Source organism: Micromonospora salmantinae (genome assembly GCF_022230905.1).
Taxonomy (GTDB): domain Bacteria; phylum Actinomycetota; class Actinomycetes; order Mycobacteriales; family Micromonosporaceae; genus Micromonospora; species Micromonospora salmantinae.
Genome location: NZ_JAKKFG010000040.1, coordinates 37,078 through 49,744, shown reverse-complemented (window position 1 = coordinate 49,744; position 12,667 = coordinate 37,078). Strand labels below are relative to the sequence as shown.

The window sequence follows — 12,667 nt, the reverse complement described above, 5'->3', positions numbered from 1 at the left end:
GCATCATGTGGGAGACGCCACGAAACGCCGAAACCGTGCCCGGGTACTGTGCGCAATCGCCGGGAGCCCCCAAGCTGGAGAGGTGTCGTCTGTGCGTACCAGATCAGGACCGCGAGCGGCGGTGGCCGCGCTCACCGCGGCGCTGGCGCTCGGCGTGGCCGGTTGCGTCCCGCAGGATGAGCCGACCACACCGCCGTCGAGCGACGGCGGCAACGCCGCGGAGCAGCTGAGCCAGCTCACCGTCGCTACCGCCGGCTCGATGAAGGGCTACAGCCGGGAGCGTTTCCCGCACTGGCGGGACACCGGCAAGAACTGCGATGTCCGGGACAGCATCCTCCAGCGCGACGGCAAGGACGTGAAGCTCTCCGGCTGCAACGTGGTCGGTGGGCGCTGGGAGAGCGTGTACGACGGTCGCAGCTTCTCGGATCCCTCCGACGTGGACATCGACCACATGGTGCCGTTGGCCAACGCGTGGCGCTCGGGTGCCGACGAGTGGGACAACGCGAAGCGCGGCGATTTCGCCAACGACACCACCCGTCCGCAGCTTTTCGCGGTTTCCGCCTCGTCGAACCGGGCAAAGGGTGACCAGGACCCGTCCCAGTGGAAACCGGCAAGCCGGTCCTACTGGTGCAAATACGCTCAGGACTGGGTGACGGTCAAGCACTACTGGAAGCTGACGGTGACCAGCGCCGAGAAGGCCGCCCTGACCGACATGTTGGAGGGCTGTTCAGTGGGGAGCGATTCGTGACCGCCGCCGGGGAGAGCGGCCCGGCCGCCGCCGGCATGACAGCGGACGGCACCGCCGAGACCCCCGCCGCCGTGCCGGGTGCCGGCATGGTCGCGGACTCGGGCGGGGCGGCCGGCCCGCAGGCCCGCACCACCGACATCGTGCCCGGCCCCGGCGGCGTGATGACCGACGAGGTCGGCGTCGTCACCGGTGACCTGACGCTGCGCACCGAGTACGCGGACGGCACCGTCACGGTGCGGGTGCAGTACAAGGACGCGGACGAGTGGTACACGGTGACCGGCACGTCGGTCACGCTGGCCGACCCGGCTGGGCTGGACGCGGTGCACGGCGTCGCGGTGGGGCTGCTCAACCGCCCCGAAGGCTGACGAGCGCCGGCACCGCGTCCAGTCTCAGACGTACGAGCCCGGCTCGGTGGGCGCGGAGACCACGCCCGGCGCGTCCCCCTCGCCCTCGGGTCGGACGATCTGCGCGCTGACCCCGTGCGGGCGCAGTTCGCCGCTGGCGATCTGCTCAGCCCAGTGGCAGGCCACCCGGCTGGCGCCGATGTCGCGCAGCACCGGTCGCTCGTCGGCGCAGCGGGTGGGCTGCGCCCACGGGCAGCGGGTGTGGAAGCGGCAGCCGGACGGCGGGTTGGCCGGCGACGGCAGGTCACCGGCGAGCAGGATCCGCTCCCGGCGGTCCTCCACGTCCGGATCCGGCACCGGCACCGCCGACATCAGCGCCCGGGTGTACGGGTGCAGCGGCTCGGTGTAGAGCCGGTCGCTCGGCGCCTCCTCGACCAGCGCGCCCAGGTACATGACGCCGACAGTGTCGGAGATGTGCCGGACCACAGCGAGGTCGTGCGCGATCACCAGGTAGGTCAGCCCCAGGCTGTCCTGGAGTTCGTCCAGCAGGTTGACCACCTGGGCCTGGATCGACACGTCGAGCGCCGAGACCGGCTCGTCGGCGACGATCAGCTCCGGCCCGAGCACCAGCGCGCGGGCGATGCCGATGCGCTGCCGCTGCCCGCCGGAGAACTCGTGCGGGTAGCGGGACAGCGCCCAGCGCGGCAGCCCGACCGCGTCCAGGGTCTCGCCGATGATCCGTCGACGGTCGGTGCGGTCGGTGCCGATCCCGTGGGTCTGCAGGCCCTCGGTCAGGATCGACTCGACGTTCTGCCGGGGGTCGAGGCTGGACATCGGGTCCTGGAAGATCATCTGCATCCGGCGACGCATGCTGCGCAGCTTGCCGGACGGCAGCGTCGTCAGCTCGACGCCGTCGAAGCTGACCTCACCGGCGGTCGGCGGGGTGAGCTGGAGCAGCGCCCGACCCAACGTGGACTTGCCGCAGCCGGACTCACCCACCAGGCCGTACGTCTTGCCCCTCACGATGCTCAGGTCGACACCGTCGACGGCCTTCACCTGGCCGACCACCCGGTCGAAGAGCACCCCCCGTTTGATCGGGAAGTGCACCTTCAGGTCACGCACCTCGACGAGGATGTCGTTGTCACTCACGCTGATTCCTCCTCGCGCGGGGCGGGCACCATGCCCGGCAGCGGCTCCGGGTTGACGCACCGGTAGCTCCGTCCGTCGTGCGCGTGCACCAGCTCCGGCGGCTCACCCACACACTCGTCGATCCGGCGGGCGCAGCGCGGGGCGAAGGCGCATCCGTCCGGCCAGGGCAGCAGGTCGCGGACCGAACCGGGGATCGGGTTGAGCTTCTCGCCCCGCCCGGCGTCCAGGCGCGGCACCGAGCCGAGCAGACCCACCGTGTACGGGTGACGCGGCTGGCGGAACAGCGGACGACGGCGGGCCGTCTCCACCACCCGGCCGCCGTAGAGCACGTTGACGGTGTCGCACATGCCGGCCACCACGCCCAGATCGTGCGTGATCATCAACAGTGCTGTGCCGGAGTCCCGGACCAGTTCCTTGAGCAGTTCCAGGATCTGGGCCTGGATGGTGACGTCCAGCGCGGTGGTCGGCTCGTCGGCGATCAGCAACCGAGGCTGGCAGGCCACCGCCATCGCGATGAGCGCGCGCTGGCGCATCCCACCGGAGAGCTGGTGCGGGTACTCCTTGAGCCGCCGCTTCGGGTCGGGGATGCCGACCCGGTCCAGCAGCGCCGCCGCCTCCTTCGCCGCGGCCTCGCCCTTCATCCCCCGGTGCCGGGTGAGCACCTCGGTCACCTGCAACCCGATCGGGATCACCGGGTTCAGCGAGGAGAGCGGGTCCTGGAAGATCATCGCAATGTCCCGGCCCCGGATGTCCCGCCGCGACCGGTCGTCGAGCTGGAGCAGGTCGGTGCCGTCGAAGACGGCCTTGCCGCCGACCCGCAGGCCGGGTTGCTTGGGCAACAGGCCCATGATCGCGAGCGAGGTAACGCTCTTGCCGCAGCCGGACTCGCCGACCAGGCCGACCACCTCACCGGCGTCGACCGAGAAGGACACCCCGTCGACCGCGTGCACGGCCCGTTGACCGCGGCGGGCGAACGTGACGGAGAGATCGTCAACTTCGAGCAGTGCCATTACTGGCCCTCCGTTCGCGACTGCGGGGCTCGCAAGCTCACTCCTCGCGCTTCACACATGCCGGGCCTACTTCCGCAGCTTCGGGTCGAGGGCCTCACGCATCGCCTCACCCAGCAGGGTGAAGCCGAGCGCGGTGATGATGATCGCGACGGCCGGGTAGATCGCCAGTGACGGCCGGATGCCGAGGTACTGCTGCGCGTCGGCGAGCATGACCCCCCACTCCGGTACGGCGGTGTCCGGGTTGCCGAGGCCGAGGAAGGAGAGCGCCGCGGCCTCGATGATCGCGGTGGCCAGGGTCAGCGTGGCCTGCACGATCACCGGGGCGAGCGAGTTCGGCACCACGTGGGTCAGCGCGATCTTCGACTTCTTGACGCCGAGCGAGGTCGCCGCCAGCACGTAGTCGCTGTTGGCCTGGGAGATCATCGAGCCGCGCAGCAGCCGGGCGAACACCGGCACCGAGACCACACCGACAGCGATCATCACGGTGGTCAGGCTGGCCCCGAGCAGAGCGGCGATGCTCACCGCCAGCAGCAGGCTCGGCATCGCCAGCAGCATGTCGATGAAGCGCATCAGAGTGGTGTCGATCCACCGCCCCCACCGGCCACCGAGGCCGGCGGCGGCACCGGAGACGCCACCGATCAGCGCGCCCACCGCCAGACCGATCAGGGTGGAGACCACGCCGACCAGCAGGGTCTGACGGGCCCCCACGATCATCCGGCTGAACTCGTCCCGGCCCTGGTGGTCGTAACCGAACCAGTGATCGCCGGTCGGGCCGGGAATGACACCCGGCTTGATCAGCCCTTCCCGGATGCCGATCGTGTCAGTCGCCGCGTACGGCACGAGGAACGGGCCGACCACAGCGACCAGCACGAAGAGCGCCAGGATGACCGCGCCGACGATCGCGGCCGGGTTACCGCGCAGCCGGCGGAACGCCTCCTGCCAGAGGCTGACGCCCCGCTCGTCGTCACGGGCTGCCAGCTCGGAGAGCCTGTCGATCTTTTCGCGCTTCTTGCCTGGGCTGAGTGTCATCGCACCCTCACCCTCGGGTCGATGAAGCTGTAGGAGAGATCGACCAGGAGGTTCACCAGCACGTACACCACCGCGATGATCAGGATGAAGCCCATCAGCACCGGATAGTCGCGTTGGCCGATGGCCTCGGCGACGAACGCTCCGATGCCGCTGAAGGCGAAGACGGTCTCGGTCAGCACCGCGCCGGACAGCAGGCCGCCAGCGAGCAGACCGATCGAGGTGGCGACCGGCAGCATGGCGTTGCGCAGGACGTGCCGGCGACGAACCGTCTGCTCGGTCAGGCCCTTCGCCTCGGCGGTCCGTACGAAGTCCTCGTTCAGCACCTCCAGCACGCTCGCCCGGGTGATCCGGACGATGATCGCCAGCGGGATGCTGGCCAGCGCGATGCTGGGCAACACCAGATGCCAGAGGGCGTCGGCGGCGGCGTCCCACTCACGGGTCATCAACCCGTCGAGGACGAAGAAGTTGGTGACCCGGGTCGCCCCGAGCGTCGGGTCCTGCCGGCCGCTGGACGGGAACCAGTGCAGGTTCTCCGAGAAGATCGCTTTGAGCACGTAGCCCAGGAAGAAGACCGGGATGCAGATGCCGATCAGCGAGCCGCCCACTGACGCGTGGTCAAGGAAACGGCCGCGACGCCGGGCTGCCAGGTAGCCCAGCGGGATGCCGACGCCGATCGCGATGATCATCGCGGTGATGGTCAGCTCGACGGTGCCGGGGAAGCGCTCGATGAACTCGGTGGTGACCGCCCGCTTGGTGGAGGTCGAGGTGCCCAGATCGAGCTTGATCATCCGCCGTACGAAACGGCCGTACTGCACCAGGATGGGCTCGTCGAGCCCCATGTTGCGACGGATCGCGGCCCGCATCTCGGGGGTGCCGCGCTCGCCGAGGATGGCGGTCTCGGGGCCGCCGGGAAGTCGGCGGAGCCAGATGAAGAGCAGGAGGGAGAGCCCGAACAGCGTGGGTATCAGCTGAAGCAGGCGCCTGACGATGAACCGGAACACGGCGGCCTCGAAGGGGTGCGGAGGGTTGCGGGCGGGCGCTGTGCGACAGCGCCCGCCCGCGTTCCTTGCTGCGTCAGATCAGGACTTACTTGAACTCGGCGGTCGCGTACCGCTCGTCGGTGAGCGGGCTCGCCTTGACGCCGGTCACGTCCTTGCCGAACACGATCGCCGGCGGCGAGTGCGAGATCGGCACACCGGGCAGGAAGTCCATCACGGACTTGTTCAGGGCCTTGTACTTCTCGGTCCGGGCCGCGATGTCGGCGGTGCCGTCCGCGTCCTTGAACTGGTCGAACAGGGCCTTGTTGTTGAAGCCCCACTCGTCCTTCGGCCGGTCGAAGAAGGTGCCGATGAAGTTGTAGGCGTCGCCGTAGTCACCGGTCCAGCCCAGGAAGTGGATGTCGTGCTTGCTACCCGAGGTGGTGGCGTTCAGGTAGTCCGGGCTCCACTTCAGCGGGATCGCCTCGACGGTGATGCCAACGGCCTTCAGGTCCGCCGAGAGCAACTCGAAGATGTCCTTCGGGTTCGGCATGTACGGCCGGGTGACCTCGGTCGGGTAGTGGAACTTCAGCGTCAGGTTCGACGCGCCGGCCTCGGCCAGCAGCGCCTTCGCCTTGGCCGGGTCGTAGGTGTACTTCGTGACGTCACCGTTCCAGCCCTCGACGGTGTCCGGCATGAAGTTGTCGGCGACCTTGGCACCCGGCGGCAGCTTGGAGGTGACCAGCTGCTGACGGTTCAGGGCGTACGCGATGGCCTGCCGGACGCGGATGTCGGCGAGCTTCGGGTTGCCCTTCTGGTTCATCGCCAGGTAGAGCACGTTGAACGCCGGGCGCGTGAGCATGTTGAAGCCCTCGCTCTTCAGCGGCTCGACGTCGGCCGGGCCAACCAGGTCGTAGCCCTGGATGTCACCGGAGCGCAGCGCCTGCTTGCGGGCGTTCTCATCCGAGATCGTCTTGAAGATGAGGGTCTTCAGCTTGGCCTTGGCGCCCGAGTAGTCCTCGTTGCGCTCCAGGGTCAGCGTCTTGTTCGCGACGTCCCAGGTCTTGAACTTGAACGGTCCGGTGCCGGTCGGGTGCTCCGTCGCGTACGACGGGTACTTGATGTCCTCGGCGGTGCCCGCGACGTTGCTCGCGTCGAACTCCTGCAGCGCCTTCGGGCTGTGGATGGAGAACGAGGGGAGCATCAGCGCGGCCGGGATCTTGCTGGAGACCCGGGTGAAGGCCAGGTCCACAGTGGTGGCGTCCTTGGCGGCGCAGGACTTGAAGAGACTCGGCGGGAGATCCGCGTTCTCGTTCTTGGCGAAGCCGCCCATGACGTCCTGCCAGTACGCGGTCACGTCCGGGCTCTGCATGAGGCCCTTGGCGTTGTACCAGCGGTTGAAGTTGACGCAGACGGCCTCGGCGTTGAAGTCGGTGCCGTCGTGGAACTTCACGCCCGAGCGGAGCTTGAAGGTCCAGGTGGTGCCGGTGGCGTCCGGGGTCCAGGACTCGGCCAGGCCGGGGGTGACCTTCGTGCCACCCTCCTCCGGTCGGACCAGGGTCTCGAAGACCTGACGCGCCACGCGCAGCGACTCACCGTCGCTGGCGAAGCTCGGGTCGAGCACCTTCGGGTCTCCGGCGACGCCGAAGACGAGGGTGTCCTTCTTGCTACCGCCGGAATTGTCGTCGCGGTTGCTCTCGGCGCAGCCTGCTACCGCGAGGGCCGCGACCGCGATGGCCGCGATCGCGGCCTTCGGCCTGGGTGCACGCATGTGTGCTTCACCTCGTCCTTGGGGGTACGGACAACGTGGTGACAGGGGTCACCGATGGCGGTGACCATAGCTCCCGATGCGTCCACCCGGAAACCGCTGAGTGGACGGTTGGTATCGGATCGTGCCTCAACCGCCGCTTGACATTCGATTCTTAGGTAAACAGCGGCAAAAACCGATCAATCAGCACCCGCGATGCCAAACTGTTACGTCGAACAGCCCCGATGAGGGCACAGGTGTCAGATCATTTCCGGGCAGAGACGCAGCGGTGGCCGGCACCCACACGGGTGCCGGCCACCGGCCGTACGTCAGGGGGGTCAGACCGCGCGGCGCCCCTCGAAGGCCCGCCCAAGGGTGATCTCGTCGGCGTACTCCAGATCGCCGCCGACCGGCAGCCCGCTGGCCAGCCGGGTCACCGAGATGCCCATCGGCTTCACCATCAACGCCAGATAGGTGGCGGTCGCCTCGCCCTCGGTGTTCGGATCCGTGGCCAGGATCAACTCCCGCACCCCGCCACCACCGAGCCGGATCATCAACTCCCGGATGCGGAGATTGTCCGGGCCGATCCCCTCCAGCGGATTGATCGCGCCACCCAGCACGTGGTAGCGACCGCGGAACTCACCGGTCCGCTCGATGGCCACCACGTCCTTGGGCTCCTCCACCACGCACAGCACCTCTTCGGTGCGACGCTGGTCGCGGCAGATCCGGCACTGCTCGGACTCGGCCACGTTGTAGCAGGTGGTGCAGAACCGCACCAGCTCCTTGACCTTGCGCAGCGCGCCGGCCAGCCGGTTGACGTCGGCCGGATCCGCCGAGAGGACGTGGAACGCGATCCGCTGAGCGCTCTTCGGACCCACGCCCGGCAGCCGACCCAGCTCGTCGATCAGATCCTGGATGGCACCTTCGTACATCTGCCGGCTCAGAAACCGGGCAGGCCGAGGCCGCCCATGCCGCCGGCGACCGGGCCCATCTTGCGCTCGGTCAGCTCCCGGGCCGCCTCGGCGGCGTTGTGCACTGCCGCGACGACCAGATCCTCCAGCGTCTCCACGTCGTCCGGGTCGACGGCCTTCGGGTCGATCTTGATGGCCTTGAGTTCACCGGAGCCGGAGACGGTCGCGGTGACCAACCCGCCGCCGGCGGTGCCGGTCAGCTCGGCCTCGGCCAGCTCGGCCTGGGCGGCGGCGATCTGCTGCTGCATCTTCTGCGCCTGCTTCAGCATCTGCTGCATGTTCGGCTGTCCACCTGGGCGCACGGGATGGCTCCTTCTCGCACTCGTCTGCTCGACCGCCGCTCAGCCTATCCGCTGGGACCGACCTCGCCCCGCCCGGTGCGTCCGCCCACGCCGAGCCTCCGGGTACGGCTACCCCTACCCCGAACCGGCCATCTGCTGGTAGTGCGCCCGCAGCCGCCGCACTGGTCTGCTCGTGGCATGAACCTCAACCGCACCGGCCGGGTCGGCGCACTGTGCTGGCTCGCGGCCGCGCCCATCTTCCTCGTCGCCAGCCTGATCACCGGGCTGCGGTGGCGCGAGCCGGCCTACAGCTGGGCCACCCACAACATCAGCGACCTCGGCAACGCCCACTGCGGCGTCTGGGACACCACCCGCCCCCGATACGTCTGCTCACCATGGCACCCACTGATGAACACCGCGACACTGGCCACCGCCGTACTGCTCGGTGCCGGGCTCCTGCTGACCTGGCGAATCCTCGGCCGCGGCCCGGTGGTGCGCACGGCTCAGACACTCCTGCTGCTGGCCACCGGCGGTTACGCCCTCGCGGCCCTCTACCCGGCCGACATCGACGAGAACCTGCACGTCCTCGGGGCAGTCCTGATCATGGGGATGGGCAACATCGGCCTGCTCCTGGCCGGCTTCGCACCACGAAACACGACGCTCGGCCGATGGCGACGACTCACTCTCACCGCCGGGCTGATCGCGCTGGCCGGAACAACACTGTTCGCCGCCCAACAGGGCCTGGCCATCGGGGTAGGCGGCATGGAACGAGTAGCCGTCCTACCGTTCCCCTTGTGGGCCTGCGCCCTAGCTGTCCTACTGGCCGAAACCCCCACCCCTACGCGATCTTGCACTTCCTGCTGCGACATAAAGGGGCATTCAGTGCAAGACGACGACCGAAACTGCAAGATCGCCGAGCCGCGGTGGGGCCGCTAGCGGGCGTCGATCTCGTTGATCTTCTCGGCGCCGAAGGTCTCCCGGAGCAGCCGTACCGCCTGCTCCTCGCTGGACTCCCGTGCGGTCTTCTCGTCGATGATCTCGTCCAACGGCTCGTCGCCCGGGTCGAACCCCTCAAGGGCCGGGGCCGCGGCCGGTGCCGCGCCGCCGGGTCGACCGGCCCGCGCCGGGCCGTCGAAGTCCGGGTCGTAGGGCGGCTCGCCCGCCCATTCCGCGTCCGCGACGGGCCGGGCTGCCGCTCCGGTACGCGCACCGCGCCCCGCCGCCGCCGCGCGAGCCGCGGCGATGGCGCTGCTCACCGGCGCACCACCGGCTGCCGCCGGCTGCCGGGCCGCCGGTGTCGGGTTACCCCGCCCGCCCGGCTTACCGCCACCGGCCGCTGACCCGGAACCTCCCGAACCGCCCGGCCCGGTGCCGTTCCCGCCACCGCCGTTGGTGCCGCTCCCGTTGGTGCCGTTCCCGGTGCTGCCGTTCCCGTTCCCGGTGCTGCCGTTCGCGCCGGTCGACGCCGGTGCGGAGTAGGGGCTCGACCCGTTTCCGGCCGACGCGCCGCCGGGTCGGGCGGCCTCCGGCCAGTCCTCGTCATCCGTAGCCTCGGCGGCGAGGGCGCCGCCGCCGGGGCGGGCCGCCGCCGGCCAGTCGCCGTCGTCGTCCGCCGCCGGGGTGGAGGGCGCTGTGCCCTGCCCGCCAGCACCGTGCCCAGCGGAACCCGCACCGACACCGCCGCGCGAAGCCGAGCCGGCAGCGCCGCTCGGGTTCGCGGCGGTCGGCGAGGCGTTCGTCGGACCGGCGGCGGTCGGGGCGTTGGGGCCCACTGTCCCCGGCCCGGCGGCGTTCGCACGTGGCGCTGCGTTCGAGCCAGGCGCGTTCGAACCCGGCGCGGGGTTCGTGCTTGGCCCGGCTGGCGGCGCGTTCGTCGGGCCGGCGGCAGGCGGGGTCGCGGCGTTCGTCGCGGCGGCGGGCGTGTCTGACGTGGCTGGCGGGGCGGCGGGTCGGGCCGGTGCGGTCTGCTGCGCGCGCGGTGAGCCGGACAGCGACACGCCACCGCGCTCGCCGGCCACCTCGCACCGGATCTGCCAGCGCCCGCCCAACTCCTCGTACAGCGCGTCGGTGAGCACCGCCGCGTGGTCGGCCATCATCTTGGCCAGCACTGTGGACTTCACCGTCAGCACCAGCATGTCGCCGTCGAGTTCGCGGACGACCGCGTCCCGCATCAGGGCGGCGATCCGCTTGTTGGTCCGGTTGACCTTGCCGACCACGTCGGGCCAGACGCGGCGAACCGCTACCGCGTCCAGCGCGGCGGCCGGTGCTCCGGGTCGGGGCGGCGCGGGCGTGGCCGGGTCGGGAAGCACCGCCGACGGTGGCACCACGCGACGCGGGGCCGGCCCGGCGGGCGAGACGGGTACGGAGTGGTCAGCGGTTGCCGACCCGGTCGACGCGCCCGGGGAGGCCGGGATCGGCGAGTCGGCCGTCGAGGCGTACGAGGCCGGCGCACCGGAGGTCGGAGCGGGTGCCCCGGTGACCGAAGCAGCCGGGGCGGGAGCGCCCTGGGCCGGGGACGCCGCCGGGTCGACAGCCCACGGCGGTGCGGAGGTCGGGGCGTTCACTGGTGTCGGGGTGGCGGCAGCCGGGACGGGGGTTGCTTGCTGTGGGCGTACCCCTGGGTGGTTGGTTGGCGCGGAGCCGGCGGCGGCCGACGGCGCGTCGGTGCCGCCCACTGTGAGCCGGCGTTCCATTCGCTCCAGGCGCTGGAGCAGGCCGCCGGTGGAGTCGTCCGCGCCGGGCAGCAGCATCCGGGCGCAGATCAGCTCCAGCAGCAGGCGGGGCGCGGTGGTGCCACGCATCTCGACCAGCCCGTTGTGCACGATGTCGGCGCAGCGGGACAGCGTGGCCGAGCCGAGCTGCGAAGCCTGCGCTGCCATCCGCTCGATCTGGTCGGCCGGGCCGTCGATCAGACCCTTCGCTGCGGCGTCCGGCACCTGCTGGATCACGATCAGGTCGCGCAACCGCTCCAGCAGGTCGGAGGCGAACCGACGCATGTCGTGCCCGGCCTCGGCGACCCGGTCGACGGTGGCGTACGCGGCGGCGCCGTCACCGGCGGCCAGCGCGTCGCACATCTCGTCGATCAGCGCCGAGTCGGTGACCCCGAGCAGCGCGACGGCCCGGGCGTAGCTGACCCCCTCCGCGCCGGCGCCGGCGATGAGCTGGTCGAGCACCGAGAGGCTGTCCCGCATGCTGCCGCCACCGGCGCGGACCACCAGCGGAAAGACCGCCGGCTCGACGGCGACGCCCTCGGCCTGGGTGAGCTGCTCCAGGTACGGGCGGACCACCTTCGGCGGAAACAGCCGGAACGGGTAGTGGTGGGTCCGCGACCGGATCGTGCCGAGGACCTTCTCCGGCTCGGTGGTGGCGAAGATGAACTTGACGTACTCCGGGGGCTCCTCGACCAGCTTGAGCAGGGCGTTGAAGCCCTGGGTCGAGACCATGTGCGCCTCGTCGATGATGTAGATCTTGAAGCGGCTGCTGGCCGGCGCGAAGAAGGCGCGCTCGCGCAGCTCGCGGGCGTCGTCGACACCGCCGTGGCTGGCCGCGTCGATCTCGATCACGTCGATCGAGCCGGCGCCGTCGGCGGCCAGCGAGCGGCAGGAGTCACACTTGCCGCACGGCTCGGGAGTGGGGCCCTGCTCACAGTTGAGCGAGCGGGCCATGATCCGGGCGCTGGTGGTCTTGCCGCAGCCACGGGGGCCGGAGAAGAGGTAGGCGTGGTTGAGCCGTCCGCTGCGCAGCGCCTGCGACAGCGGTTCGGTCACGTGCTCCTGGCCGATGACCTCAGCGAAGGTACGCGGCCGGTACTTGCGGTAGAGCGCCAGCGTCACTCGTCCCGCCTCCTCTCGACCGAGCCATTCTGCGCCGGTCGGGCGCGGGTGACCACCCACCACCCCGGCGCCGCGGATGCCGTGCTTGATCCACCGGGCCGCTCAGGCTTGATCGACTCGGCTTTCTGGAAACCGCGGTGTCCGCGTGGCCGGGACACCGCGACATCAGGGATGCCGAGTGGATCAACCGGCCCACAGACAAAAAGGCCTCCCGTGCACCCGGCAGAGCTCGCTTATCCTTGCTGCCTTCCGGCCCTGGGGAGGTTCACGAGATACCGCCGCACGGGAGGTGACGCCCAGCCTACCCGACCGCCCGTCGATCTTCAGGGGGTGGTGGGGTGGCCCGGCCGACACGGGCCTGTATCCTGGCTCGCGGAGGATTCGCCTAGAGGCCTAGGGCGCACGCTTGGAAAGCGTGTTGGGTTTACACCCTCACGAGTTCGAATCTCGTATCCTCCGCTCGCCTGAGCAGCACGAACGACAGGGCCGGCCCCACGGGGACCGGCCCTGAGTCGTCTGTGCGGTGGCGTCACCCCACCACCTTGCCGTCCCACTTCCACCTCGGCCCCGATCCGGAA

At 70.3% G+C, this 12,667-nt stretch carries 11 protein-coding genes, 1 tRNA gene and 1 other RNA gene; 4 read left to right on the top strand and 9 right to left on the bottom strand.

Annotation, left to right across the window (positions count from 1 at the left end; genetic code table 11):
• The first annotated feature begins 91 nt into the window (after positions 1-91).
• On the top strand, positions 92-748 hold the full coding sequence (locus tag PSH03_RS23060; RefSeq protein WP_210780751.1) for an HNH endonuclease family protein: 657 nt from the start codon (positions 92-94) through the stop codon (positions 746-748).
• The gene (locus PSH03_RS23055; RefSeq protein WP_210780920.1) at positions 724-1,113 is read left to right on the top strand and encodes a hypothetical protein; all 390 of its coding nucleotides are present in this window, start codon (positions 724-726) and stop codon (positions 1,111-1,113) included. Before PSH03_RS23060 ends, PSH03_RS23055 begins: the two co-directional genes overlap by 25 nt.
• Before the next feature lie 24 nt (positions 1,114-1,137).
• Here the strand turns inward: PSH03_RS23055 and PSH03_RS23050 are convergent, their stop codons facing one another.
• The 7 genes from PSH03_RS23050 to PSH03_RS23020 form a co-directional block, all read right to left on the bottom strand.
• The gene (locus tag PSH03_RS23050; protein WP_210780750.1) at positions 1,138-2,241 is read right to left on the bottom strand and encodes an ABC transporter ATP-binding protein; all 1,104 of its coding nucleotides are present in this window, start codon (positions 2,239-2,241) and stop codon (positions 1,138-1,140) included.
• Complete coding sequence (locus PSH03_RS23045; RefSeq protein ID WP_238690387.1) at positions 2,238-3,251, bottom strand: ABC transporter ATP-binding protein; 1,014 nt, start codon at positions 3,249-3,251, stop codon at positions 2,238-2,240. Before PSH03_RS23045 ends, PSH03_RS23050 begins: the two co-directional genes overlap by 4 nt.
• Before the next feature lie 66 nt (positions 3,252-3,317).
• Positions 3,318-4,280, bottom strand: a complete 963-nt coding sequence (locus PSH03_RS23040) for an ABC transporter permease (protein ID WP_238690386.1) — start codon at positions 4,278-4,280, stop codon at positions 3,318-3,320.
• Positions 4,277-5,281: an ABC transporter permease gene (locus PSH03_RS23035; protein ID WP_124776655.1), complete on the bottom strand. Its 1,005-nt coding sequence runs from the start codon at positions 5,279-5,281 to the stop codon at positions 4,277-4,279. Before PSH03_RS23035 ends, PSH03_RS23040 begins: the two co-directional genes overlap by 4 nt.
• Positions 5,282-5,366: 85 nt before the next feature.
• A complete protein-coding gene (locus PSH03_RS23030) occupies positions 5,367-7,028 on the bottom strand; it encodes an ABC transporter substrate-binding protein (RefSeq protein WP_210780748.1) in 1,662 nt (553 codons plus the stop codon).
• 314 nt (positions 7,029-7,342) lie between these two features.
• Positions 7,343-7,936 (bottom strand): recombination mediator RecR, encoded by a 594-nt coding sequence (recR, locus tag PSH03_RS23025; RefSeq protein WP_210780747.1) that lies wholly within the window; start codon positions 7,934-7,936, stop codon positions 7,343-7,345.
• An 8-nt stretch (positions 7,937-7,944) separates the two neighbouring features.
• Positions 7,945-8,253 carry a YbaB/EbfC family nucleoid-associated protein gene (locus PSH03_RS23020; protein ID WP_007466279.1) on the bottom strand — a complete coding sequence of 103 codons (309 nt, stop codon included), beginning with the start codon at positions 8,251-8,253 and terminating at the stop codon, positions 7,945-7,947.
• Between the two features lie 201 nt (positions 8,254-8,454).
• Between PSH03_RS23020 and PSH03_RS23015 the strand changes: the two genes are divergently transcribed.
• On the top strand, positions 8,455-9,192 hold the full coding sequence (locus PSH03_RS23015; protein ID WP_238690385.1) for a DUF998 domain-containing protein: 738 nt from the start codon (positions 8,455-8,457) through the stop codon (positions 9,190-9,192).
• Here the strand turns inward: PSH03_RS23015 and PSH03_RS23010 are convergent.
• Both PSH03_RS23010 and ffs read right to left on the bottom strand, forming a co-directional pair.
• Positions 9,189-12,089, bottom strand: a complete 2,901-nt coding sequence (locus tag PSH03_RS23010; protein WP_238690384.1) for a DNA polymerase III subunit gamma and tau — start codon at positions 12,087-12,089, stop codon at positions 9,189-9,191. The two genes, PSH03_RS23015 and PSH03_RS23010, sit on opposite strands and share 4 nt — an antisense overlap.
• 202 nt (positions 12,090-12,291) lie before the next feature.
• Positions 12,292-12,381, bottom strand: an RNA gene (gene ffs, locus PSH03_RS23005) — signal recognition particle sRNA small type.
• A gap of 82 nt (positions 12,382-12,463) precedes the next feature.
• Between ffs and PSH03_RS23000 the strand changes: the two genes are divergently transcribed.
• A tRNA-Ser gene (locus PSH03_RS23000) sits at positions 12,464-12,548 on the top strand.
• Positions 12,549-12,667: the final 119 nt, after the last annotated feature.